The sequence below is a fragment of the Pseudomonas cichorii genome, from assembly GCF_019719005.1.
GTDB classification, from domain to species: Bacteria; Pseudomonadota; Gammaproteobacteria; order Pseudomonadales; family Pseudomonadaceae; genus Aquipseudomonas; species Aquipseudomonas cichorii_E.
Map to the genome: position 1 here is coordinate 44331 of NZ_JAIGPJ010000010.1, position 23061 is coordinate 67391.

The window sequence follows — 23061 nt, forward strand, 5'->3', positions numbered from 1 at the left end:
CCTCAAAGGGTGGGGGTTAGTGTCGCTGCAACAACCCTGGCAATTGCACCACCAGCTTCTGGCTGCTCAACGGTGCACGAATGAACCCGCGCTGCGTGCCGTCCGGCCCCAGCAATGCCAGGTTCCCGCTGTGGTCTACGGTGTAGTTCGCCTTGCTGGTATCGGCAGGGATGAACGGAATACTCACCGCATTGGCCAGCTTCTGAAGATCTGCCACCGAGGCGGTCAGCCCGACGAACTCCTTGTCGAAATAACCCAGGTATTGCTTGAGCTGCTGCGGTGTGTCGCGATTCGGGTCGACGCTGATCAGCACCACGCGCAAGTTGCCGACCACGTCCTTGGGTAGCTCGCTCTTGATCTGGCGGATCTGCGCCAGCGTGGTCGGGCAGATGTCCGGGCAGAAGGTGTAACCGAAGAACAGCACCGTCCATTTGTCCTTCAACTGATTGATGACAACGGGCTCACCGTTCTGGTCGATCATCTTCAGGTCAGGCAGGTTGCGGCTTTGCGGCAACAGGATGATGCCCGCATCGATCAGGGCTGTCTGATCGCCCGCTCCTTTGCCGGACAGCACACGGTTGAAGGTCAGGCCCAGGATCAAGGCCACGATGGCGACAAGGATGAATACGGTTTTCTGGGTTCGAGTCATGGTTTCAACAGTAAGTAGTGATCTGCGAGCAGGGCAATGAACAGCAGGAACAAGTAATGGACAGAGTACTTGAAGGTGCCGATTGCCGCGTGTGGTCGAGTGCCACGGTACAGCACACGGCTCCAGTGCAGGAAGCGCAAACCCAGCAGTGATGCACAAATCAGATACGCCGGGCCGCTCATGTGAATCGCATAAGGCAGCAGACTGACCGCGAACAGGATGCAGGTGTACAGCACGATATGCACTTTGGTGTAGTGCTCGCCATGGGTGATCGGCAGCATCGGGATACTCGCCTTGGCATATTCGGCCTTGCGATGGATGGCCAGCGCCCAGAAATGTGGCGGAGTCCAGGCGAAGATGATCAGCACCAGCAACAGGGGCTCGGCACTCACCTGCCCGGTCACGGCGACCCAGCCCAGCAAGGGCGGCGAAGCGCCGGCCAGCCCGCCGATGACAATGTTCTGCGGTGTGGCGCGTTTCAGAAAACCGGTGTAGATCACGGCGTAGCCCATCAGCGACGCCAGGGTCAGCCAGGCGGTCAGCGGGTTGGTGAATACCAGTAGCAGAAACTGCCCGATCAGCGTCAGCAGCAAGGCCAGAATCAGGGCGTTTTCCGGTGCGATCCGCCCTTGGGCAACCGGCCGTTTATGCGTGCGGGCCATCAGCGCATCGATATGCCGGTCCACCACATGGTTGATAACGGCGGCACTCCCCGCACACAGCCCTATGCCCAGATTGCCGAACAGCAGAATCGTCCATGGCACGCTGTTGTGGCTGGACAGCAACATGCCGATCAGGGAAGTCATCAGCATCAACGTCACGACTTTGGGTTTGGTCAGCTCCAGGTAATCACGCCATAGCGCCTGACGCTCCTGACTCAATACGCTCATGGCAGGGTGTCCTTTTTCACGGGCAGCACATTGGCCCATGAGGTCGCCAGGTTTGCTCGATCAGGGTGGCGGCGTTTGCTGCTGAAGGCTGTGCGTGTACGAAAATTGATCAATGTCAGGGTCAGCATCAAACCCACGCCTCCCGCGTTATGGGCTATCGCAACAGGCAGGTGCAGACTCAGCAGCACATTGCCGAACCCCAGGCCGATCTGTATCCCGAGGACCAGCACCAACAGGGTTGCCAGCACCTTGAGCCCGGCGCGTTTGAGTTGCCAGGCCAGAGTCAGCAGCGAGCCCGCAACCAACAGTGCGCCGAGGCGATGGGTCAGATGAATCGCAGTGCGCGCTTCGTTGTCGAGTTTGCCGCCCAGATAATCCGGGCCGATGTGCTGGGTCAGGTGGAAACCATTGGCGAAGTCCGTTTCCGGCCACCATTGCCCTTGGCAGGTGGGCAGGTCGGTGCAGGCCAGTGCTGCATAATTGGCACTGACCCAACCGCCCAGGGCGATCTGTAGCGTGACCAGCGCCAGCCCGAGCGCCGCAAGGCGTTTCAGGCGCTGGGGCACGTGTGGTAATGGCGCAAAGGCGCCACTCAGGCGCAGGGTCAGCAGAAACAGCAGGCTCAAGGTGGCCACGCCTCCCAGCAGATGCGCCGTGACCACTTGCGGCCAGAGTTTGAGGGTCACGGTCCACATGCCGAAAGCCGCCTGAACGAAGACTACTGCCACCAGCAGCAAAGGCAGTTTCAACGGTTGCCCGGCCAGATGGCGACGCTGCCAGGCTTTTATGGCCAGCCACAGAATCGTCAGGGTCAGCCCGCCCGCGAAATAGCGATGGGTCATCTCGCTCCAGCCTTTTCCTGCATGCACCGGAACGCCTGGAAAGTGCAGCTGCGCATGAGCCAGTTGCCGCTCAGTGGCGGGCACGCCGATGAATCCGTAACAGCCCGGCCAGTCAGGACAACCGAGGCCCGCATGGGTCAGTCGCGTGTAAGCACCGAGTAGCACCACGAACAACGCCAGCAGCGTGGCAAGCAAGGCGATACGAAATCCGGGTCGGGTCATGACGACCTCCCTTTATCCGATGTTCGACAGTTTCAGGAGTTGGCGCAGGTCGATCAGCAAGTCCTTGCCTTTGATCCTGGGGTCATAGCGCAGCACAAGGTTGCCGTGTGGATCGACGATCCACAGTTGCGGCGTATCGTCGGGCACCAGCCTCCGGTAGCGGACAACATCCAGCGGATAACGCTGCAGTTGTGGATAGTCCAGGCGAAGCGTCTCGGCATATTCGTCACTGAGCAGTGCATTTGTGGCCAGGGCATGGCTGGCCCGTGTGGCATCGCGACCCAGACCGATCTGGACCTGCCGCGCCAGATACACCAGTTGCTGGCAGTCGGCATTGCACTGCCCCGGCGCACTAACCAGCAATTGCCAGCGCGGCTCACTGGCCTGGACTCCCAGATCGGCGCGGCTCTGGCCGTTGCCGATCAACTGGCCGTGATAACTGCGACTGTCCGGCACCCAGAAGTTGAAGCGGTACATGCAGGTGGCCAGGATCATTGGCCCGACAGCGATCAGCACCAATACCAGCAGTTGCAGACGCCCTTGTCGTCGCTTGCGAAACTCAGATACGCCGACGGTGTTCATTATTCTTCTCCCGGCTGTTTCTGTTGCGCCAACCCCAATACACACCCAGACCGAACAGTGCCGTGGCCAGGGCGAACCACTGCACGGCATAGCCCACATGTTTTTGCGGATCGAGGGCCACCACCGGCCAGTCAACGCGATACGCGGCACTGCCCGGCTCAAGTCGCAGCTCGTGTGGATAGCCCTGGCGATCCAGTGCTGCCCAGAGCTTTTCTGGCGTGACGGCGGTCACCAGTTTCGGCCACGAATCGTTCAGCGCATCGGCTTGCAGGTGAAAGCTCTCGCCAAGGGGAACATAGACCCAGGCGTTCAGGTCCAGCGGCTGGTTCGGGGTGATAAATACCGGCGGCGTACGTCGATCCGGCCAGGGCAGCCAACCGCGATTTATCCACAGCCATAGCCCGCTGGGCTGGTCCTCAAAGGGCTGAAGCAACTCGACGCCGGCTTTGCCGTCACGGGTGCTGTTATCGAGCAGCAGGCTATGGGCCGCATCAAACCGCCCATGTAACTGCACGCGCCTGTAGGCGGGCTCTTCGACATCCAGCAGTCGGGCGATATCGATGGGCTCGGCGGCCTGGCGTTCGGCGTGATGAGCGAGAATTACGCGCTTCTCTTCGGCCCGGTTCAATTGCCAGAAACCGAGCATGAGCAGCAACGGCAGCACCGCCAGAATCAGCAGCACAGGCCCCGAACGCCGGATGAAGCGGTTCATCCCGTCGCCCGTTCCGGCATCAGGGCCGTGCCTATACTCCATTGCATCATGGCGATTGCTCCTGGAGTTTTCTCATGCTCAAAGCAGCGATTGTTCTTATGTTGGCGGCCACCATCACCTGCCTGTTCAGTGGCCTGTTCTTTCTGATCAAGGACGACAACCAGTCGACCCGGCTGCTCAAGGTCCTGGCCCTGCGGGTCATCCTCGCCGCCCTCACCCTGGCGCTGATTACCTGGGGGTTCTACAGCGGCCAGCTGGTTTCACATGTGAACTGGTAACGGCTTCACAAGACATACACAAAGGTGAACAGGCCAACCCACACCACATCTACAAAGTGCCAGTACCAGCTCGCGGCCTCGAAGCCAAACTGATGCTCGGCATCGAAATGCCCGCGCAGAATCCGCATCAACATCACAAACAGAATGATCGTGCCAATGGTGACGTGGGCGCCGTGAAACCCGGTCAGCATGAAAAAGGTCGCGCCATAGATCCCGGAGCCCAGGGTCAGGCCAAGCTCTTGATAGGCATGGACGTACTCTTCAGCCTGCAGGACCAGAAAACTGCAGCCCAGCAGCACGGTGACGGCCAGCCAGCCTTTGAGCGCGCCGCGACGGGCTTTTTTCAAGGCGTGGTGGGCAAAGGTAATGGTCACGCTGGAGCTGACCAGCAAAATGGTATTGATCAGCGGCAAATGCCAAGGATCGATGACGCCCTTGGGAGGCGGGAACAGTTTCGGGTCCGGATTTTCCAGCAGCGGCCACTGGAACTGGAAGTTCGGCCACAGCATGTTCGAGATCCCGTTGGCGCCCTCGCCACCCAGCCACGGTCCGGTCCAGACCCGCACGTAAAACAGCACGCCGAAAAAGGCCATGAAAAACATCACTTCGGAAAAGATGAACCAGACCATGCCCCAGCGAAACGAGCGGTCCATCTGCGCGCTGTACATCCCGGCCCGTGCTTCCTTGACGACCGCACCGAACCAGCCAGCCATCATGTAGGCCACCAGCAGACCGCCCACGAAAAAGATCAGCGGCCCGTTGGATTCCGGCCGTCCTTCCTTCAGGTCATTGAACCAGGTGCCCAGGCCGAACATCGTGACCAGCAGGGCCAGCGTGGCAATGATGGGCCATTTGCTTTGCGCCGGAACGTAGTAATGCTCGTGGGACGTAGCCATTTGAGCGTCTCCTTCAGCCACCGTTTTTCACGACAGGCAGAACGGGCGGCTGGCGTGCAGTGATATCGAACAGCGTGTAAGCCAGGGTCAGGTGTTTCACGTCTTTGGGCAGGTCGCGGTCAACGATGAAACGCACCGGCATTTCGATCTGTTCTCCCGGTTGCAGCATCTGCTGGGTGAAACAGAAGCATTCGGTCTTGTGGAAATAGGCCGCTGCCTGACCGGGGGAAATACTGGGCACGGCCTGGGCCGTCATCGCTTTGTCGGTGGGGTTCTGCGCCACGAAAATCATTTCGTTGACCGAGCCTGGGTGAACCTCGATCTCTTCGGTCCGGGGATGAAACGCCCAGACCATGTCCACCGCATTGGTGGAGATGAACTGCACACGCACCAGCCGCTGCTGATCGATCACTTGTGAGCCTTGATACTGGCCGCCGGTCTTGCCATTGATGCCAAATGCCCTGCACATCACGTCATACAAGGGCACCAGAGCGAAACCAAAGGCAAACATCACCACCACTATCAGCAGCAAGCGAGCGACGAGGCCTTTGATCGAATGCACGTTGCTCATGTCGGTACTCACTTCACTTCGGGCGGTGTGCTGAAGGTGTGATAGGGCGCGGGCGACGGCAGCGTCCACTCAAGCCCGTCAGCGCCATCCCAGGGCTTGGCTGGCGCAGGCGGGCCGCCGCGAATGGTCTTGATCACGATGAACAGGAAGAACAGTTGTGTCGCACCAAAGGTGAAAGCCCCGATGGACGACACCATGTTGAAGTCCGCGAATTGCAGGTTGTAGTCCGGGATGCGGCGCGGCATGCCCGCCAGGCCAAGAAAGTGCATCGGGAAGAACGCCAGGTTCATGCCGATGAATGAGAGCCAGAAATGCAGTTTGCCCAGGGTTTCGTCATACATGTGCCCGGTCCACTTGGGCAGCCAGTAATAGGCCGAGGCAAAAATGCCGAAGATTGCGCCCGGCACCAGTACATAGTGGAAGTGCGCGACCACGAAGTAAGTGTCCTGATACTGGAAGTCGGCTGGCGCGATGGACAGCATCAACCCCGAAAACCCGCCAATGGAAAACAGGATCACGAACGCCACGGCGAACAGCATGGGCGTCTCGAACGTCAACGAACCCTGCCACATGGTACTGACCCAGTTGAACACCTTGACCCCCGTCGGTACGGCGATAAGCATCGTTGCGTACATGAAGAACAGTTCGCCCACCAGAGGAATGCCCACCACGAACATGTGGTGCGCCCACACGATGAACGACAGAAAGGCGATGCTCGCCACGGCGTAGACCATTGAGGTATAGCCGAATAACGGCTTGCACGAGAACGCGGGAATGATCGAGCTGACCGCCCCGAAGGCCGGCAGGATCATGATGTACACCTCGGGATGACCGAAAAACCAGAACACATGCTGGAACAGCAACGGATCACCGCCGCCTGCAGCATTGAAGAAGCTGGTCCCGAAATGGATATCCATCAGCATCATGGTCACGCAGCCGGCCAGCACCGGCATGACCGCGATCAGCAGAAACGCGGTGATCAGCCAGGTCCAGACGAACAGTGGCATCTTCATCAGGGTCATGCCCGGTGCCCGCAGATTGAGTATGGTGGCGACCACATTGATGGCGCCCATGATTGAGCTGATGCCCATCATATGAATGGCAAGAATGAAAAAAGTCACGCTTTCGGGTGCATATGTCGTCGAAAGAGGCGCGTAGAACGTCCAGCCAAAGTTGGGGCCGCCGCCCGGATGAAAGAGTGTTGAAACCAGGAGCAGGAAGGCAGCAGGCAGCAGCCAGAAGCTGAAGTTGTTCAGGCGCGGCAAGGCCATGTCCGGCGCGCCGATCATCAGCGGAATCATCCAGTTGGCCAGGCCGACAAAGGCCGGCATCACGGCCCCGAAGACCATGATCAGGCCATGCATGGTGGTCATCTGATTGAAAAAGGCCGGCTCGACGATCTGCAGGCCCGGCTGGAACAGTTCGGCGCGAATCACCATGGCGAACGAGCCGCCCAGCAGGAACATGGTGAAACTGAACCACAGGTACATCGTGCCGATGTCCTTGTGGTTGGTGGTCAGCACCCAGCGCATCAGGCCTTTGGCGGGACCATGCGCGTGGTCATGGCCATGGTCATCGATTACTGCACTCATGTTTCAGTCTCCTGCGCGCTCATTGCTGTGACTGCTTGAGGGCCAGCACATCCTTGGGACTCAGCATGTCGCCCTTGTCGTTACCCCACGCATTGCGCTCGTAGGTCACGACCGCTGCGATATCCACTTCTGAAAGCTGTTTGCCGAAGGCGGCCATGGAGGTTCCGGGCTTGCCGTTGAACACGATGTTCAGATGCCCTTCGAGGGGGCCGGTGGCGATCGGAGAACCCTTGAGCGCCGGGAACAATGGCGGCATGCCCTGCCCTTCAGGCTGGTGACAGGCGGCACAGACGGTGTGATAGACCTTGTCGCCGTGGGCGATGAGTTCTTCCCGGGTCCAGTTCTTGTCGGTCAGTTCCTTGAGCCGGGCGCCTTCTTCCTTGCGCTCGGCCAGCCAGGCCTGATAATCCGCCGTGGACTTGGCTTCTACCACGATGGGCATGAAGGCGTGGTCCTTGCCGCACAGTTCGGTGCATTGGCCGCGGTAGATGCCGGGTTTTTCGATGCGGGTCCAGGCTTCATTGACGAACCCCGGAATGGCATCACGCTTGACCGCGAAAGCCGGCACCCACCAGGAGTGGATCACGTCGGCACCCGTCACCAGAAAGCGGATCTTCTCGCCAACCGGCAGAACCAGCGGCTGATCGACTTCCAGCAGGTAATGTTCGCCCTTGGTGTCGCGGTTCTGGATCTGGCCGGTGGGGGTCGCCAGGTTGCTGAAGAACTCCACATCCTGTCCCAGGTACTTGTAATGCCACTTCCATTGATAGCCGGTGATCTGGATATCCACATCCGATTCGGTGGCGTCATACATGCTGATCAGGGTGCGGGTCGCCGGGATCGCCATGGCGACCAGAATCAGGAAGGGAACGAGGGTCCAGAGAATCTCGACGGTGGTGTTTTCGTGGAAATGGGCGGCCTTCTGCCCAAGTGAGCGGCGATGCATGAGCATCGACCAGAACATGGCGGCGAACACCACGATGCCGATCACCACACAGATCCAGAAGATGGTCATGTGCAGATCGAATACCGCATTGCTGACGACGGAAGCGCCAGGCGACATATTCGTTGTCCAGGCAGCTTGTGCCTGGCCAAATAGTTGCCACGGCACAAGCCCCATCCAAACGTATGGACGTCGCTTCATCGCGGGGTCCCCCCAGCTTGTTATCCGGCAGACGTTGTCTGCGGCCAAGGAGTGGCTTGCGAATTCACTGACATCATGCCCGGGCACCGGGTCTACAGCGTTGCGGCCTTCAGCCAACTTCTCTCACAGCCGAGTATAGACACAGCTTGAGAGTGCGCAACGCGATAGACGATCCATCCATATAGATGTATGACGTTTTATTAAGATCGTAAGATAAAGCTCTGAAAAAAGTCTTTTAATAACTAATACACATAAATGTTACTTAGTTATGAAAAATGCGTCTTAGGGATTCAGCCAATCAGGCTAACGTATGACTTCCCCTAATAACTACCTGGTTTTAAGCCCTCAGGAGCCTTCATGAACACCGCCGCATTGCGCGAGCAGATTCAGCGTGCACATCAACACGAAGCCGAAACAGGCCAATTGCTAAAACAGCTGGAAACCCAATTACCTCACCTGCATCCCGCTATCGATCTTCCGGATGTCGACGCAAAAGGTGTTCTGACACGCTTCGTGTCTGCCTATATCGAGCTGGTACCGGACCTGCTGGACGCCGCTCATGAGGTTGCAGTCCAGGCCGGTATCGAAGGACAGATCAAGCCCGTCCTTAATATTGCCGAACACTTTTTCACGACCCCGCCAGCCATCATGGACGGCCATGAAGGACTCGACAGCCTGCTGGATGAAGCGTACCTGGCGCATCGTCTGGTGGAAGAGGTGAATGACCTCTACATCAAGCATTTCGGCCAGCCGCTGATTCCGTCGAATACGGTCGTTGCCAGCGTGATTGCCCATCAGTTGATCGGCGAAGAGTTTGCCAACCAGCTCGATGAAGCCGTGCATCATGCCGTTGACCAACTGCTGAATGAAGAGAGTTTCGCGTTGGAGTCGGTCGAGACCTATCGGGATCGCCTTGGCAGCGCTGACACAGAAGCAGCCTGGAAACGCTGGCCATGCCTGTCACGCCAATTGGGCATCGGCCTGGAGCTTGATCGTCCCCAGGCCTGATGCTATCGGTCTTGATCGTAATGCCTTTACGGGCAAAAGAGGATTAGTCGGCAGGCGCTCCGCTGTTTCGCGAAGCCGCCCACCGCTGACGCAAGCTACCTGGCAGCAGCTCCGATACCGGTTGTCGTATACACCCGCCCTTCCAGGCGACGCTTCAGGCCCCGCGCCTCGATACGCAGTTTCGTCCCATGAGCAGCATTGGCGCGCCCCCACTCTTCCAGCAACTCCAGGCAAGAGTGATCGATATAGGTCAGGTTGTTCAGCGGCACATGCACGGTGCTGCCTTGAGGAATACTGCCCAGTACTTTGGTCAGTGCCGGAACCTTGAGGAAAGTCGCCGCACCCACCAGACGCAATTCCATTTCACCCTCGGCCTCCAGTTGAACCAGGCTGATCTTCAGGCGCGAAGCCTTGAGTGCCAGCTTGACCAGAGTCAGACCGAAACCAACCAGTACACCGGTCAGCAGGTCAGTGAAGATGATCGACGAAGCCGTGGCTGCGTAGATGAACATCGGCATGCGTCCATAACGGCCCAGACCACGAAAGGCTTTCAGATCCACCAGCTTGAGGCCCGTGTACACCAGCACACCTGCCAGACTCGCTACCGGAATGCTTTGCAGCACGCTCGACAGAATCAGTACGAAAGCCAGCAGCCACAGGCCGTGGAAAATCGCCGAGAATCGGGTCGTGGCACCTGCCTGAACGTTTGCCGAGCTGCGAACGATAACGCCGGTCATGGGCAGGGCACCCACCAGACCACACAGCATGTTACCCACGCCTTGTGCGCTCAATTCCTTGTCGAAGTCAGAGCGTGTGCCGCTGTGCATGCGGTCTACGGCAGCGGCCGAGAGCAGCGTTTCGGCACTGGCGATGAAGGCCAGGGCGACGGCGGCAATGAGGATCGCCGGGTCAGTGAGGTTGATGAGATCCGCAGGACGCAGCCAGTCGATGGCATCTGCCAGATTGTCAGGAACCTCTACGCGCTTGACCTCCAGTGCCATGAGGAGGCTGATGCCTGTTGCAAGACCGACACCCAGCAGTGCTCCCGGAATGAAACGCAGCGACTGCGGGCGGATTTTATCCCAGGACCACATCACCAGCATGGTTCCCAGACCCAGCAGGCCTGCCTGCATGGACGAGCCCGGTCCGATGGCCTGGACCAGCGTTGCAGGGAATGCCACCAGATTATCCAGCCCGGACGGTTTCGGGCCGCTATCGAACATTACATGCACTTGTGAAAGGACGATCAGCACGCCGATACCGGCCAGCATGCCGTACACCACAGCCGGTGCCGTGACCCGGAACCAGCAACCGAGCTTGAAGCGTCCGGCCAGCAGTTGAAGCAGGCCGGCCAGCAGAAGAATCGGACCAAGCATGGCCATTCCATGCTCACGTACCAACTCGAATACCAATACGGCCAGACCTGCGGCAGGGCCACTGACCTGCAAGGGCGACCCCGCGATCCAGCCGACCACCAGACCACCGATGATGCCAGTAATCAATCCCTTGGCCGGAGGCATGCCTGAAGCAATTGCAATCCCCATGCACAGCGGCAGGGCAACCAGGAACACCACCACGGAAGCGAGGAGCTCCCGTGGTAAGACGGATTTCAGTTCTGTAGTACCCATGATGCTTCTCCGGGATCTCTTCAGATCAGATTGTGTGAAAACTGCTGCGCTCGGTCATGCTGCGTTGAAAACAGGCTCGGAATGCTCATTTACAACACGTAAACTCCGCTTCCTCGCCTGTTTTCGCCTTGCCTGACCTTCGCTCGCTACGTTTTCACACGGTCTGAGACGTAACAAAGCCTGGCGGCGCGCATCCTGCGCAACCGCCATAGGCTCAAAGAGGGGGTTTACCGCCAGTCGTGAATCAAATCACGCGACTAGAAGCGTGGCTTCGGGGTAGCCATGGGTGTCGGACCCTCGCCATCGAGTGGCAGGAATGCATCCCGGTCCGCGTCGTAAGCCAGAATTTCACTGGTTTCGATGTTGTAGACCCAACCGTGGATGAACAACTGACCGTTGGCCAGTTTGGATGCAACCGAAGGGTGGGTACGCAGGTGCTGAAGCTGAGCGATCACGTTTTCCTGAGTCAGGACGTGCATGGTTTCTTTTTCGCTGCCGCAACTGCAATTGTTCTCGACAACCGTACGGGCAACCTCTGCATGACGCAGCCAGGCTTTGACCGTAGGCATTTTATCGAGGCTCTGTGGGTTGAGTACGGCACGCATTGCGCCGCAATCGGAGTGCCCGCAGATGATGATGTGTTGCACGCCCAGAGCTGAAACCGCGTACTCGAGGGCTGTTGAAACACCGCCGTTCATCTGGCCATAAGGCGGAACGACGTTACCGACGTTACGGGTGACGAAAAGATCGCCTGGAGAGCTCTGGGTAATGAGTTCAGGCACGATGCGCGAGTCTGCGCAGGTGATGAACATGGCGCGAGGCGATTGTGCCGTGGCCAGTTTCTTGAACAATTCTTCCTGCTGTGGGAAGACCTCATGACGAAAGTGTACGAAGCCACTCACGATTTGCTGCAGCGCTACCTCAGCACTATTCAATGCAGGTTGCTCACTGGCTGAGGTAGCCGACTGCTGTTTATCCATGTCTCTCATGTCTTCATCCCCTGACGGATTGATGTGGATTATTCATGCTTTCTCTAACCGTAATCGGACCTGAGCCCTTTTGTCTGGCATAGCGAACAAGTCCATTGAACGCTATCGCGGGCATCACTCCGATTTACAGATTAGCGACTCAAGCTTAAGTGAAACTGAATGCGACAGCTCTAGAACGCCATTTCCTGCATTTAAAGGAGTGACATCTGCCCTCCCGGTGGGCAAAAAGCGTTGCAGTCCAGATGAAAACTCTCACGACGATTGAGGCCTAAACGAGCGGTCGCTATCGCGTAACGCCTTGCCAGGAGATCGGCAAAAGGCCCTTCGCCCCGCATTCGCGAGCCGAACTCGCTGTCATAGACCTCACCGCCACGGCTTTGACGTATCAGACTCATAACATGTTCCGCACGTTGCGGATAATGTGTTCTGAGCCACTCGTCGAACAGCGGCGCCACCTCCAGGGGCAGGCGCAGCATCACGTAGCTTGCGCTCTGTGCCCCGGCTGCCTTCGCTTCGGAAAGCAGGGCTTCAAGCTCGCTGTCGTTGATCATGGGAATCATCGGCGCGCACAACACACCTACCGGCACGCCCGCCTGGCGCAATACCCGAATGGCTCGCAAACGAGCCTTGGGTGCAGCAGCCCTGGGCTCAAGAATGCATTTGAGTTCGTCATCCAGCGTGGTCAGGCTGATGAATACTGACACCAGATTCAGCTTTGCCATTTCGGCCAGCAGATCGAGGTCGCGCAGAATCAGCGAGCCTTTGGTGATGATGGACACGGGATGACGATAGCGCAGCAAAACCTCAAGGGTCGCGCGGGTGATCCGGTGTTCGCGCTCGATAGGCTGATACGGGTCGGTATTGGCCCCCAGAGTGATCGGCGCACAACGGTAACCAGGTTTGGAAAGCTGCTGCTCCAGCAGGGCCGCCGCGTTGGTCTTGACGATCAGCTTTGTCTCGAAATCCAGCCCCGGTGACATGTCCCAATAGGCATGGCTGGGACGTGCGAAACAATAGATACAGCCATGTTCGCAGCCGCGATAAGGATTGATGGAGCGATCGAAGGGAATGTCCGGCGAAGTGTTGCGGGTGATGATGCTCTTGGCCGTTTCAGGGATGATCTGCGTGCCCTGAGTCAGCGGAACCTCCTGATACCAGCCATCGTCCTCGGCGACGGACCGGCTGGGCGCAAAGCGGTTGTGCGGGTTGGTGGCAGTGCCACGGCCGCGGATCGGAGGTGTGCTGACCATGAGGAATGACTCGAATACTGTTCATGCATACAGTACATCAAAATTCACCCCTGCCAGGAAAAATTACGGCCTGTCTGACCGGTGGTGCGCTCCGGCTCTTTCTTGTGAGGGATGTACTTTCTAACGTTTATTAAAGCGTTGTAACAATAAGCCGGTTCCATTGACTACCTTCTTACTCTATTAATTGTTTCGACAGCACTCATGGATGAGTACTTGGGTAGGCCCTGTTACAGGCCTGGCAATTATTGAAAAGGATTTCAATCTTGAACACAAAACATGCATTTAACGCACTGGCTGGTGCCTCGCTCCTGTCCCTGACGTTGACAGCGGCACACGCCTACAACTTCGCGGATACAAGCAAGCCCTTTGACCAGTATCACTGGGTTACAACCCATAACTCCTACGAGAAGATCAATCAGAATCTGGCTGAGCTGCCCAGGCAACTGAATGACGGTGTCCGTGGCTTTATGCTGGATCTCTATACGGATAACAAATCAGGCTTCAATCGTATCAAGGTCTGTCATAAAACCATTGCCTGCTACGGCCCGCTGGGCAATCAGTTGAAGAACGAATTCATTCCGTTTCTGAAGAACAACACGTCAGAAGTAGTGACTATATTTTTCGAGACTTATGTCAGCCGCGACGATATGCAGGAAGTCTTCAATGCAATACCCGAGCTTGCAGACTTCTCGTTCAACCCGGCGAATTTCGATAACTCGGGTTGGCCAACCCTGGCAGCAATGGCCCAGAAAAATAACCGCCTTATCATGATGACCGATAAGCGTGAAGTCAGTGGTCAGTATCGGGTAGGGAGCAAGACCATTACCGTCCTGTTCGATAAGGACTGGTTGACGCAGAACAAGTGGGACACCTTGGGGGCCGCGGCTTCCAATATTTTTGCGGCCCACAATTTTTCCTGCCCCACACGCTGGACCGACGTCCCTCTGAGTACCCAAAAAGTCGCCAGTTCTACAGGCAAGCAGTGGAATCGACTGTTTCTGATGAACCAGTTTCACACCGTCACCTCAACCATTCCTGATTCTGCCAAGTACGACAATAACCTGACCTACCTGATGCGGCGTGCGACCAATTGCGGGAATGAGCCGAATTTCATCGGCATCAATAATTACCGCAACGGCGACGCCTTTGCCTATGCGCGCACCTTGAGCCAGGGCGGCATTTATTTGTGGGAAGGCTCTGATGCCGACAGGAAAAGAGACACGGTCTGCGCCATTCCAAGCGGCAACCGAACTCTTCTTCTGCCGACTCAAGGCTGTGAAAACGATGAGGCTCAATCCTTGTCGCTATCGGGCGTCACCAAGGGGACCCGAATCACGGTATTCGATAATGGCGGTGGCAGCCGCGAAGATGATTACGCCATTATTGACGTGAAGCGAGACATTGGAAAAAAAGAGCATGTCGTGGTTCCAGGCTTTGAACAGAATCGCAATAACGCCGACTATCAAATCATTCATGTTCGCAATAACGGTTTGAATGGAAGTATTTCCCGTATTGAAGTAAGTCGAACACCGGGCGACTTCTCTGATGCGGCCATTGCATTTTATGAAGGAAATAACCTGGAAAAAAATCTCGACTGCACGGTTCCCTTCAATCGTGTGCATAACGTCAAGATGAAAAATAACAGCTTTGGTTGCTCAAATGATGAATTTCGCTCTGCCCGAATCCTGAAGGCTAAAGCGGGTACGTCTTTTTCTCTGGTCGGTCATCCTTATGGAGATTTCTCTCAGGGCCGAACGCTCGTTACCATCAAACGCGATATTAAATGGCCTGTCACTATTCGGAGCTTCAATTCTTCTTATGAAAACAGTGATGTGAAGGTTGAAGCCAGCAAATCGATTGATGGGAAAATCTCCTTTGGTTATTTCAATGGTAAACAATAAGGCGAAGAGTTCTTAAGGCTCGGCAGGGTATTCATTTCCTGAGCCTATGCTGTGTAAGTTGCCTGGAGATCTTGAAAGAGCCTTCAAGGATAAGTGTCTGTAAAGAGAGTGATACTGAGTCCAGAGGCAGAGGCCAGGTGTTACACCCAGGTAATGAATGCCCTATATCAATCAGTGAGGTGAGTGATGGCTAAGTATGAGCTTCGGCTATCCAGAGAAGACTTTGAGAATGACCAGAGTCCTGAGATAGTGGTTGAGTTTTATGAGTATGAGAAAGTAGAAGAAGTACCCGCTCCCGCTCCCGCTCCCGCTTCAATGCCAGGAGCTCAAGCGCAGGAGAAAGAAAAAGATAAGTATGTAGCCGTCCTCAGGTACCTGGCTTACGTTTCCTCATCCAGTAAGGATGGCCGTTTTGATAATGTTTCCGGAAAGTCGGATGTGGATGGCAATGTCGGCCATACAGACGAGGACGATCAAGTCCTCATCGATCTGGCACAGGCCTTTATAAAGATTCACTTTGAGTAAGCCCAGATGAACTCATGACGCGGGAAGCACCTGACAGGTGCTTCCCGTTTCGTCATCAGGCATTCAACTCGGATCGACGGGCTTCTTCAGCTTCGGATTCGGGAAGAACTGCACGCCCTGAACCTTTGGATCCGCCGGTTTTGGCGTCGCCTTGTTGACCCGTGTTCCCAGTTCTTTGGGAATCGACAGGCCCTGTTCATTGAGCGTATCGCTGTAGCCGCAACCCACGCATTCACGATGGGGAACGTCGTCTTCGCTCCACATCTTCAGCTTGTCGGGCTCGCTGCACGCCGGGCAGACAGCCCCGGCGATAAAGCGTTTCTTGGTAATGACTACCGGTGTATCGGTCATGCTGCCGCTTCCTCACTCAAGCCACTGTGACGCAAGAGTGCGTCAATCGAAGGCTCGCGTCCGCGGAAGTCGACGAACAACACCATCGGCGCCTGGGAGCCGCCACGGGCCAGGATGGCTTCGCGGAAGGCACGACCTGTTTCGGCGTTGAGTACACCGTCTTCCTCGAATCGGGAGAACGCATCGGCGGACAACACTTCGGCCCATTTGTAGCTGTAGTAACCGGCTGCATAACCGCCCGCGAAGATATGCGCGAAGCTGTTCGGGAAGCGGTTGTAGGCAGGCGGACGCATCACCGAGACTTCATCGCGGATGCCTTCAAGCACATCCAGCACGCCACGACCGTCACCATGGGTGGCATGCAGCTCGAAGTCGAACAGCGAGAACTCCAGTTGGCGGACCATCATCAGGCCTGACTGGAAGTTCTTGGCAGCGAGCATTTTTTCCAGCAGGTCCTGAGGTAGCGCTTCGCCGCTCTCGTAGTGACCGGAAATCAGGGCCAGGCCTTCAGGCTCCCAGCACCAGTTTTCCATGAACTGGCTTGGCAACTCGACCGCATCCCACGCCACGCCGTTGATGCCCGAAACACCCGCGTGCTCGACGCGGGTCAGCAGGTGATGCAGGCCATGACCGAATTCGTGGAACAGCGTGGTGACTTCATCGTGAGTCAGCAGCGCAGGCTTGCCACCGACCGCTGGCGTGAAGTTGCACACCAGATTCGCCACAGGATTCTGCAGACGGCCTTCGGCGGTACGACGACGGTCACGAGCGCCATCCATCCAGGCACCGCCACGCTTGTTGGCGCGGGCATACAGATCGAAGAAGAAGCGCCCGACGTGCTGGCCGTTTTCCTTGATTTCAAACAGGCGAACATCCGGGTGCCAGGTGTCGAAGCCTTTCTGTTCGGCGATTTCAATGCCGTACAGGCGCTGGACGATTGCGAACAGGCCGCTCAGCACTTTGTCGATCGGGAAGTAGGCGCGCAGGATTTCCTGGGAAACGCTGTAGCGCTGTTCGCGCAGTTTTTCGCCATAGAAACCGCTGTCCCAGCTTTGCAGATCCGGGCAACCCTGTTCGGCGGCATACGCCTTGAGCTGCTTGAGGTCCTGTTCGGCAAAAGGCTTGCTGCGCTTGGCCAGATCCCGCAGGAAGCTCAGCACCTGATCGCTGGACTCGGCCATCTTGGTCGCCAGGCTCAGTTCGGAGAAGCTGGCGAAGCCCAGCAGTTGTGCCAGTTCCTGACGCAGGTCGAGGATCTGCTCCATGACCGGGCCGTTGTCGTTCTTGCCGGCATTCGGGCCTTGGTCCGAGGCGCGTGTGCAGTAGGCCGCGTAGACTTCTTCGCGCAGGGCGCGGTCTTCGGCGTAGGTCATTACCGCGTAATAGCTCGGGAATTCCAGAGTAATCAGGAAACCTTCCAGATCCTTGGCCTTGGCGGCGGCAGCCATCTGTTGCTTGGCCGAATCGGTCAGACCCGCGAGGGCGGATTCGTCAGTGACCAGTTTGGTCCAGGCCTGGGTGGCGTCGAGCAACTGGTTGGAGAACTGGCTGCCCAGCTCCGACAGCTTGCTCTGCACTTCGGCATAACGCTTCTGCTGCTCGGGCGGCAGGTCGATGCCCGAAAGGCGGAAGTCACGCAGGGACTGTTCCAGGATAGTCTTCTGGCCAACGTCGAAGTTGGCCGCCTCCGGGCTGTTGGCCAGGGCTTCATAGGCCTGGAACAGCTCGCGGTTCTGGCCCATTTCGGTAGAGTAGGCGCTCAATGCAGGCAGGCACGACTCGTAGGCTTCGCGCAGTTCGGCGCTGTTGCAGACGGCATTCAGATGGCTGACCGGGCTCCAGGCGGCTCCCAGGCGGTCATTCAATTCATCCATCGCCAGTATCAGGCCGGCCCAGGTGGGGGTCGAACCCTGTTTGGCAAGAATGTCGGCAATCGCGGCGCGGTTATCGGCCAGGATCTGCTCGATGGCAGGTTTTACGTGCTCGGCACGGATCGCCGAGAAAGGAGGCAGGTCGTACGATTGCAGAAGAGGGTTGTTCGCGCTCACGGTTTTGCACCTTGGCTGGAAGAAACACTCACGCATCTTAATTACAATCGACGCCGACCGCAGCACTCAAACCTGCATCGCGCCTCTATCACCCGTAAAGAAGGAGTCTATCGTGGCCATTCGCAAGTTCCAGGACCACACCCCAGCCCTTGGCGAGCGAGCGTTCGTCGATCATTCGGCCGTGGTGATCGGCGATGTCGAGATCGGTGCAGACAGCTCCGTCTGGCCACTGACCGTGATCCGTGGCGACATGCATCGCATCCGCATCGGTGCCCGCACCAGCGTGCAGGACGGCAGTGTGTTGCACATCACCCACGCCGGGCCGTTCAACCCTGACGGCTTTCCATTACTGATTGGTGACGAGGTGACCATCGGCCACAAGGCGATGCTGCATGGCTGCACCATCGGCAACCGTATTCTGATCGGCATGGGCACCACCATCATGGATGGCGCAGTGGTCGAGGATGAGGTCATCATCGGCGCTGGCAGCCTGGTGCCGCCCGGTAAAGTGCTGGAAAGCGGGTTTCTGTATGTGGGGCGTCCAGTCAAGCAGGCCCGGCCTCTGACTGAAAAGGAAATTGCCTTTTTCCCTTATAGTGCGAGCAATTACGTGAAGCTCAAGGATCAGCATCTGGCTGAAGGTTACGACCAGCCCTGAGTTATCCACAGGTCTTTTTTACGCATTGATTGGCGAGAACACATGCATTACCAAAACATCCTGTTCGATCTCGACGGCACACTGACCGACCCGCGCCTGGGGATAACTCGCTCAATCCAGTTTGCACTGGCAAAACTGGGGATCGACGAGCCGGATATCACCAAACTGGAACACTTCATCGGCCCACCGCTATTGCAGGCGTTCATGCAGTTTTATGACATGGACGAAGCCCGTGCCTGGGAAGCCGTAGGTTTCTACCGCGAGCGCTTCAAGGTGACCGGGCTTTATGAAAACCAGGTATTCGATGGCGTGCCCGAGTTGCTGGAAGCCTTGGCGGGTCAGGGTCGTACGCTGTATATCGCGACGTCGAAACCCTGGGTGTTCGCCCGTGAAATCGCCCGGCACTTCGACTTTGCCAAGTATTTCAAAGTGATTTACGGCAGTGAGCTGGATGGCACCCGCACCGATAAAGTGGAACTGATCGCTCATCTGCTGGAGCAGGAAAGCCTGGACCCAAGCCAGACCTTGATGATCGGCGACCGCAAACACGACCTGATCGGCGGTTCGCGTAACGGGCTGGACGTGGCAGCCGTGGGGTATGGTTTTGGCAGCCATGAAGAACTGACGGCGCAATCGCCGACCTATCATTTTGTGACCATGGCTGAGATGCATGGGGCTTTTCGCGAATGAATTCGCTCCTACGAGCGGTGTGCGAATTCATTCGCGAAAGTCGCTGGGCTCCTGCAATCTGGCCTTGCGCTGCGCCACAGGCAATTCTCCCAGCTTCTCCACTGCATCGAAGAACCCCACCCAATCACCCTTCACTTGCTTGTATAGCGCCGTAAAGGCTGGCACCCATTGGTCGTACAGCCCGAAGGGCAATAGTTTGGCGTTGTTCATCGGTGAATTGATCCACCCGTCGAAGCGTTTGTCGCCGCCCCACTGCTCGTCACGCACCTGCCGGTATTCACGGCGCAAACGCTCGAATTCGGCGGCTTTGCGCTCGCGCATGACCTCGGTTGTCAGCGGCTGACGATACAGCGCCTTGAGCCGTTCCCGGGTATCGAGCACCAAGCGAATGAACTGATCCCGGCGTGTGGATTGCGAAACGTTTTCCGGTGCCAGACCCCGCTCTGCACGCCACTGGCGCGTGCCTTCCTGTTCCACGAAGCTGGCGTAGGATTCGTTGAACTCGGTGTCGTCCTTCACATAAAAGCGCTGATGCGCCAGTTCGTGAAAGATCAGCGTTGCCAATCGTTCGTCGCCCCAGCCCAGCATGGAGCTGAGGATCGGATCGTTGAACCAGCCAAGGGTCGAATATGCCTCCACGCCGCTCATGTACACATCCTTGCCGGCCTGACGCTGCAAGGCTGCCTCGCCACGTGCGCCGCCCAGGCCGTAATAACCGCGATAGGCCACGCAACCGGCAATCGGAAAGCAATGGGTGACGGGGTCCAGCGAGAACTCATCGGTGGCGAAGACGTTCCATACCACATAAGGCCGGCCCAGATCGGCGTACAGGCGATAGCTCTTGTTGTCCGGCAGATGCAGGTGTGCGCTGGCGAAGGTGCGGGCCTGCTGGGCGTATGCCAGGCGCTGACGCAGTTTCGGGTCGCGGCCGGGGTCGGCGATGATGTCCTCGACGGGCTCTCGCGCCTGCAACAGATGCAACTGACCACTGGCCAGCTGGCCGTAGTACGAGAGGCTGGAGCATCCACAGAGCAAAACCATCGTCGCTATCGGCAAGCTGCGCCAGAGACGTAAAACATCGAGTCGTGGCATACACGGCCTTCAATACAGGGATAGAGCGCGTTATGCAGGACAGCAGGGTGTTACGCAACTATCATCGTCATCCACTCATCTGCGGAGCCTGATATGCGCCTGATAGCTTTGACTCTCGCCCTCGGCACCCTTGTCGGGTGTACTACGCCTTTACCGGCCGTCGACCCGAACATGGCCTGGGTCGATATGCGCACCATGACCGGCAGGCTGGTGATGGCGGACAAGCTTGATGGCAAGAATACCGAGGATGGCCGGTACTTTCAGGTCACGCCCGGCCGTCATGAGCTACAGATCCGTTTCGACTATGAATATCGCTCCGGCGGATTGGGCCTGATCAGTGACGACTACACCGATATCACGTGTTTCATCGATATCGAATACGACCACTTTGCCGCCGGGCAGCGTTACGTGATCGAAGCCCGCATCCTGGCCAACGACATTACGGCCAGGCTTTTCGACGCCGAGCGCAAGGTTGTTGCCGAGCAGGGTGATATCCACTGCATCTGATCAGCTGTCGTTTCTCTGGTAGATGATTTTCTGGGTGCCGTTGTCGCAGCTCCCCACCACCATGTTCTGGTCGTGGACTTCAGCGTTGGGGACAATTTCCAGCGTGTAGGACGTGACGTTGTTGGCCTGGATCTTGGCCTCGATCTCGTCCTTGAGTTCTTCGCAGGATTTTGGCGCAGCCAGTGCGCTGGTCGTCAGCAGGATGCAGCTGATAGTCAAAGCAAAACGTTTCATGGCCGATTCCTTCGATAAGACGCACAGAACCTTGCCTGTGCTGTAGTCCTTCATACGACCGTCCGGCCCCGCATCTGGTTCTGATGTGCAAAAAAATGACCCGCACAACCTTGTTGTACGGGCCTTTGGCGTCACGCTATCGATCAACCGAGCAGTGTGGCATCCAGAGTGATCCTGGCATTCAGCACCTTGGAAACCGGGCAGCCTTCTTTGGCTTTTGTGGTCAGTTCCTCGAACTGCTGCTGGCTTGCGTTGGGCACTTTGGCCTTGAGCACCAGATGCACGGCTGTGATGGAAAATCCGTCGCTGTCCTGATCCAGCGTCACTTCAGCCTGAGTATCGATGCTTTCAGCGGTGAAGCCCGCGTTCCCGAGGATCATCGACAGGGCCATGGAGAAACAGCCGGCATGGGCCGCGCCGATCAGTTCTTCCGGGTTGGTGCCCTTGCCGCCCTCGAAACGGGCCTTGAAACCGTAAGGCGCTTCGCGCAGCACGCCTGTTTCGGTGGAGATACTGCCGATGCCGCTCTTCAGATCACCTTCCCAATGGGCGGATGCTTTCTTGACGATGCTCATGGTGCCTCCTGATTAAATCGGTAATGTTCCAGCCGTAACCAAGTTTCTGAGGATAGACGGCCTTGGAAAGTTCAACGTATAAGCCCTAGTGTTTTAGTAGGTCTTTTTTGGGCTGGCCATTGAAAAGCAGCGCTTGCGCCCGCACTGCTGTTTCATCATGGGCTCAGCCCAACACATTTCGAGGAGAAGCAGCGGCCTATGAAACGTTTGTCGGATGTAAAGATTTCCACCCTGGACCTGGTGCCTGTGCGCCAGGACAAAGGTCCTGCAGACTCACTGCGCAATTCCCTGAACCTGGCTCAGCATGTCGAGAAGCTGGGCTACAACCGCTTCTGGGTTGCCGAGCACCACAACATGGACGGCATCGCGAGTTCGGCGACTTCCGTATTGCTGGCCTACCTGGCGGGCGGCACGTCGACGATTCGCGTGGGGGCTGGCGGAGTCATGCTGCCCAACCATGCTCCCCTGGTGATTGCCGAGCAGTTCGGCACCCTGGCCAGCCTCTATCCCGGTCGTATTGACCTGGGCCTGGGGCGCGCACCGGGCTCGGACCAGATGACGGCCCGGGCACTGCGGCGCGAGCGCTCCGGCAGCGCCGATGATTTCCCTGATGACGTCACCGAGCTGATGGCTTACCTGGGCCCACGCACTTCTGATCAAAAAGTGATCGCTGTGCCGGGCTCAGGCACCAATGTGCCGATCTGGTTGCTGGGGTCGAGCCTGTTCAGCGCGCAACTGGCCGGGATGCGCGGGCTGCCTTATGCCTTTGCCTCACATTTCGCACCGCGCTACATGCATGAGGCGGTTCGCGTCTATCGCAATCATTTCCAGCCTTCCGAAGTGCTCGACAAGCCTTATGTGATGCTGGGTGTGCCGTTGTCTGCCGCCGACACCGACGAGCGTGCCGAGTACCTGGCGACGTCGGTCTACCAGCGTATTCTGGCGCTGATGCGCGGGCACAGTCTGGTGCAGCGTCCACCGGTCGAATCCATGGACAAACTGTGGTTGCCTCATGAGCGAGAGGCTGTGGCGAGCTTTCTGGGGCTGGCGATGGTGGGCGGCCCGGAAAAGATCCGCGCCAAGCTGGATGTGCTGCTGGAACAGACCGATGCCGATGAATTGATCTTCACCTGCGACATGTACGAGCACGAAGATCGTTTGCGCTCGTATGAAATTCTGGCGCAGGTTGCGCAGGGATAAATACACCGCACAGCCTGATGTGGGACC

The 23061-nt window shown here is 57.5% G+C and carries 25 protein-coding genes; 8 read left to right on the plus strand and 17 right to left on the minus strand.

Annotation, left to right across the window (positions count from 1 at the left end; all coding sequences use genetic code 11):
- Positions 1–16: 16 nt before the first annotated feature.
- Genes K5D32_RS10080 through K5D32_RS10100 form a run of 5 tightly spaced genes read right to left on the minus strand, consistent with a single transcriptional unit; the run spans position 17 to position 3897 of the window.
- Positions 17–649: an SCO family protein gene (locus tag K5D32_RS10080; protein ID WP_221600135.1), complete on the minus strand. Its 633-nt coding sequence runs from the start codon at positions 647–649 to the stop codon at positions 17–19.
- Positions 646–1539 (minus strand): heme o synthase, encoded by an 894-nt coding sequence (gene cyoE / locus K5D32_RS10085; protein WP_221600137.1) that lies wholly within the window; start codon positions 1537–1539, stop codon positions 646–648. Before cyoE ends, K5D32_RS10080 begins: the two co-directional genes overlap by 4 nt.
- A complete protein-coding gene (locus K5D32_RS10090; protein WP_221600139.1) occupies positions 1536–2603 on the minus strand; it encodes a heme A synthase in 1068 nt (355 codons plus the stop codon). Before K5D32_RS10090 ends, cyoE begins: the two co-directional genes overlap by 4 nt.
- Before the next feature lie 12 nt (positions 2604–2615).
- Complete coding sequence (locus K5D32_RS10095; protein WP_221600142.1) at positions 2616–3185, minus strand: hypothetical protein; 570 nt, start codon at positions 3183–3185, stop codon at positions 2616–2618.
- Positions 3163–3897 carry an SURF1 family protein gene (locus K5D32_RS10100; protein ID WP_221600144.1) on the minus strand — a complete coding sequence of 245 codons (735 nt, stop codon included), beginning with the start codon at positions 3895–3897 and terminating at the stop codon, positions 3163–3165. The genes K5D32_RS10095 and K5D32_RS10100 overlap by 23 nt, the downstream gene beginning before the upstream one ends.
- 74 nt (positions 3898–3971) lie before the next feature.
- Here K5D32_RS10100 and K5D32_RS10105 point away from each other — a divergent pair, with 74 nt between their 5' ends.
- Positions 3972–4175: a twin transmembrane helix small protein gene (locus K5D32_RS10105; RefSeq protein WP_025257824.1), complete on the plus strand. Its 204-nt coding sequence runs from the start codon at positions 3972–3974 to the stop codon at positions 4173–4175.
- A gap of 5 nt (positions 4176–4180) precedes the next feature.
- On the opposite strand, the gene K5D32_RS10110 is transcribed toward K5D32_RS10105, so the two are convergent.
- The 4 genes from K5D32_RS10110 to coxB are packed head-to-tail and all read right to left on the minus strand — an operon-like array spanning position 4181 to position 8378.
- On the minus strand, positions 4181–5071 hold the full coding sequence (locus K5D32_RS10110; RefSeq protein ID WP_221600146.1) for a cytochrome c oxidase subunit 3: 891 nt from the start codon (positions 5069–5071) through the stop codon (positions 4181–4183).
- A gap of 13 nt (positions 5072–5084) precedes the next feature.
- Positions 5085–5642, minus strand: a complete 558-nt coding sequence (locus tag K5D32_RS10115) for a cytochrome c oxidase assembly protein (RefSeq protein WP_221575336.1) — start codon at positions 5640–5642, stop codon at positions 5085–5087.
- Between the two features lie 8 nt (positions 5643–5650).
- Positions 5651–7234 (minus strand): cytochrome c oxidase subunit I, encoded by a 1584-nt coding sequence (gene ctaD / locus K5D32_RS10120; RefSeq protein WP_221600147.1) that lies wholly within the window; start codon positions 7232–7234, stop codon positions 5651–5653.
- A 19-nt stretch (positions 7235–7253) separates the two neighbouring features.
- Positions 7254–8378, minus strand: coding sequence for a cytochrome c oxidase subunit II (gene coxB / locus K5D32_RS10125; RefSeq protein ID WP_221575338.1), 1125 nt, complete (start codon positions 8376–8378; stop codon positions 7254–7256).
- Between the two features lie 357 nt (positions 8379–8735).
- On the opposite strand from coxB, the gene K5D32_RS10130 reads away from it, so the two are divergent.
- Complete coding sequence (locus tag K5D32_RS10130) at positions 8736–9386, plus strand: hypothetical protein (RefSeq protein ID WP_221575339.1); 651 nt, start codon at positions 8736–8738, stop codon at positions 9384–9386.
- A gap of 95 nt (positions 9387–9481) precedes the next feature.
- Here K5D32_RS10130 and K5D32_RS10135 read toward each other — a convergent pair whose 3' ends face one another.
- The 3 genes from K5D32_RS10135 to K5D32_RS10145 form a co-directional block, all read right to left on the minus strand.
- Positions 9482–11014, minus strand: coding sequence for a SulP family inorganic anion transporter (locus K5D32_RS10135; protein WP_221592962.1), 1533 nt, complete (start codon positions 11012–11014; stop codon positions 9482–9484).
- A 257-nt stretch (positions 11015–11271) separates the two neighbouring features.
- Positions 11272–12003: a carbonic anhydrase gene (locus K5D32_RS10140; RefSeq protein WP_025257831.1), complete on the minus strand. Its 732-nt coding sequence runs from the start codon at positions 12001–12003 to the stop codon at positions 11272–11274.
- A gap of 191 nt (positions 12004–12194) precedes the next feature.
- A complete protein-coding gene (locus K5D32_RS10145) occupies positions 12195–13253 on the minus strand; it encodes a PA0069 family radical SAM protein (protein WP_221575341.1) in 1059 nt (352 codons plus the stop codon).
- A gap of 263 nt (positions 13254–13516) precedes the next feature.
- Here K5D32_RS10145 and K5D32_RS25940 point away from each other — a divergent pair, with 263 nt between their 5' ends.
- Both K5D32_RS25940 and K5D32_RS10155 read left to right on the plus strand, forming a co-directional pair.
- Entirely contained in the window at positions 13517–15154 is a 1638-nt protein-coding gene (locus tag K5D32_RS25940) for a hypothetical protein (RefSeq protein WP_260407337.1), read from the plus strand.
- Between the two features lie 186 nt (positions 15155–15340).
- A complete protein-coding gene (locus K5D32_RS10155; RefSeq protein WP_221600149.1) occupies positions 15341–15679 on the plus strand; it encodes a hypothetical protein in 339 nt (112 codons plus the stop codon).
- A gap of 63 nt (positions 15680–15742) precedes the next feature.
- Here K5D32_RS10155 and K5D32_RS10160 read toward each other — a convergent pair whose 3' ends face one another.
- The gene (locus K5D32_RS10160; protein WP_200986376.1) at positions 15743–16030 is read right to left on the minus strand and encodes a YheV family putative zinc ribbon protein; all 288 of its coding nucleotides are present in this window, start codon (positions 16028–16030) and stop codon (positions 15743–15745) included.
- Positions 16027–18078 (minus strand): oligopeptidase A, encoded by a 2052-nt coding sequence (gene prlC / locus K5D32_RS10165; protein ID WP_308125022.1) that lies wholly within the window; start codon positions 18076–18078, stop codon positions 16027–16029. Before prlC ends, K5D32_RS10160 begins: the two co-directional genes overlap by 4 nt.
- A gap of 112 nt (positions 18079–18190) precedes the next feature.
- Between prlC and K5D32_RS10170 the strand changes: the two genes are divergently transcribed.
- Both K5D32_RS10170 and K5D32_RS10175 read left to right on the plus strand, forming a co-directional pair.
- The gene (locus K5D32_RS10170; protein WP_025257836.1) at positions 18191–18736 is read left to right on the plus strand and encodes a gamma carbonic anhydrase family protein; all 546 of its coding nucleotides are present in this window, start codon (positions 18191–18193) and stop codon (positions 18734–18736) included.
- A 42-nt stretch (positions 18737–18778) separates the two neighbouring features.
- A complete protein-coding gene (locus tag K5D32_RS10175) occupies positions 18779–19426 on the plus strand; it encodes an HAD family hydrolase (protein ID WP_221575344.1) in 648 nt (215 codons plus the stop codon).
- A gap of 27 nt (positions 19427–19453) precedes the next feature.
- Here the strand turns inward: K5D32_RS10175 and K5D32_RS10180 are convergent, their stop codons facing one another.
- The gene (locus tag K5D32_RS10180) at positions 19454–20518 is read right to left on the minus strand and encodes an aminopeptidase (RefSeq protein WP_221600151.1); all 1065 of its coding nucleotides are present in this window, start codon (positions 20516–20518) and stop codon (positions 19454–19456) included.
- Positions 20519–20611: 93 nt separating this feature from the next.
- On the opposite strand from K5D32_RS10180, the gene K5D32_RS10185 reads away from it, so the two are divergent.
- On the plus strand, positions 20612–21025 hold the full coding sequence (locus K5D32_RS10185; RefSeq protein WP_221600153.1) for a hypothetical protein: 414 nt from the start codon (positions 20612–20614) through the stop codon (positions 21023–21025).
- On the opposite strand, the gene K5D32_RS10190 is transcribed toward K5D32_RS10185, so the two are convergent.
- Together K5D32_RS10190 and K5D32_RS10195 are read right to left on the minus strand one after the other, a co-directional pair.
- Entirely contained in the window at positions 21026–21259 is a 234-nt protein-coding gene (locus tag K5D32_RS10190; protein ID WP_025257840.1) for a DUF1161 domain-containing protein, read from the minus strand. It abuts the gene before it with no gap.
- A gap of 143 nt (positions 21260–21402) precedes the next feature.
- A complete protein-coding gene (locus K5D32_RS10195; RefSeq protein WP_221592968.1) occupies positions 21403–21834 on the minus strand; it encodes an OsmC family protein in 432 nt (143 codons plus the stop codon).
- A gap of 198 nt (positions 21835–22032) precedes the next feature.
- Here K5D32_RS10195 and K5D32_RS10200 point away from each other — a divergent pair, with 198 nt between their 5' ends.
- Complete coding sequence (locus tag K5D32_RS10200; RefSeq protein WP_221600155.1) at positions 22033–23034, plus strand: LLM class flavin-dependent oxidoreductase; 1002 nt, start codon at positions 22033–22035, stop codon at positions 23032–23034.
- Positions 23035–23061: the final 27 nt, after the last annotated feature.

Coding starts and splice junctions, on each gene's coding strand:
- coxB (WP_221575338.1), bottom strand. CDS start 8,378: ATGAAGCGACGTCCATACGTTTGGATGGGGCTTGTGCCGTGGCAACTA.
- K5D32_RS10080 (WP_221600135.1), bottom strand. CDS start 649: ATGACTCGAACCCAGAAAACCGTATTCATCCTTGTCGCCATCGTGGCC.
- ctaD (WP_221600147.1), bottom strand. CDS start 7,234: ATGAGTGCAGTAATCGATGACCATGGCCATGACCACGCGCATGGTCCC.
- K5D32_RS10130 (WP_221575339.1), top strand. CDS start 8,736: ATGAACACCGCCGCATTGCGCGAGCAGATTCAGCGTGCACATCAACAC.
- K5D32_RS10195 (WP_221592968.1), bottom strand. CDS start 21,834: ATGAGCATCGTCAAGAAAGCATCCGCCCATTGGGAAGGTGATCTGAAG.
- K5D32_RS10100 (WP_221600144.1), bottom strand. CDS start 3,897: ATGAACCGCTTCATCCGGCGTTCGGGGCCTGTGCTGCTGATTCTGGCG.
- K5D32_RS10090 (WP_221600139.1), bottom strand. CDS start 2,603: ATGACCCGACCCGGATTTCGTATCGCCTTGCTTGCCACGCTGCTGGCG.
- K5D32_RS10135 (WP_221592962.1), bottom strand. CDS start 11,014: ATGGGTACTACAGAACTGAAATCCGTCTTACCACGGGAGCTCCTCGCT.
- K5D32_RS10115 (WP_221575336.1), bottom strand. CDS start 5,642: ATGAGCAACGTGCATTCGATCAAAGGCCTCGTCGCTCGCTTGCTGCTG.
- K5D32_RS10140 (WP_025257831.1), bottom strand. CDS start 12,003: ATGAGAGACATGGATAAACAGCAGTCGGCTACCTCAGCCAGTGAGCAA.
- cyoE (WP_221600137.1), bottom strand. CDS start 1,539: ATGAGCGTATTGAGTCAGGAGCGTCAGGCGCTATGGCGTGATTACCTG.
- K5D32_RS10155 (WP_221600149.1), top strand. CDS start 15,341: ATGGCTAAGTATGAGCTTCGGCTATCCAGAGAAGACTTTGAGAATGAC.
- K5D32_RS10105 (WP_025257824.1), top strand. CDS start 3,972: ATGCTCAAAGCAGCGATTGTTCTTATGTTGGCGGCCACCATCACCTGC.
- K5D32_RS10185 (WP_221600153.1), top strand. CDS start 20,612: ATGCGCCTGATAGCTTTGACTCTCGCCCTCGGCACCCTTGTCGGGTGT.
- K5D32_RS10110 (WP_221600146.1), bottom strand. CDS start 5,071: ATGGCTACGTCCCACGAGCATTACTACGTTCCGGCGCAAAGCAAATGG.
- K5D32_RS10145 (WP_221575341.1), bottom strand. CDS start 13,253: ATGGTCAGCACACCTCCGATCCGCGGCCGTGGCACTGCCACCAACCCG.
- K5D32_RS10095 (WP_221600142.1), bottom strand. CDS start 3,185: ATGAACACCGTCGGCGTATCTGAGTTTCGCAAGCGACGACAAGGGCGT.
- K5D32_RS10160 (WP_200986376.1), bottom strand. CDS start 16,030: ATGACCGATACACCGGTAGTCATTACCAAGAAACGCTTTATCGCCGGG.
- K5D32_RS10200 (WP_221600155.1), top strand. CDS start 22,033: ATGAAACGTTTGTCGGATGTAAAGATTTCCACCCTGGACCTGGTGCCT.
- K5D32_RS10190 (WP_025257840.1), bottom strand. CDS start 21,259: ATGAAACGTTTTGCTTTGACTATCAGCTGCATCCTGCTGACGACCAGC.
- K5D32_RS10180 (WP_221600151.1), bottom strand. CDS start 20,518: ATGCCACGACTCGATGTTTTACGTCTCTGGCGCAGCTTGCCGATAGCG.
- K5D32_RS10175 (WP_221575344.1), top strand. CDS start 18,779: ATGCATTACCAAAACATCCTGTTCGATCTCGACGGCACACTGACCGAC.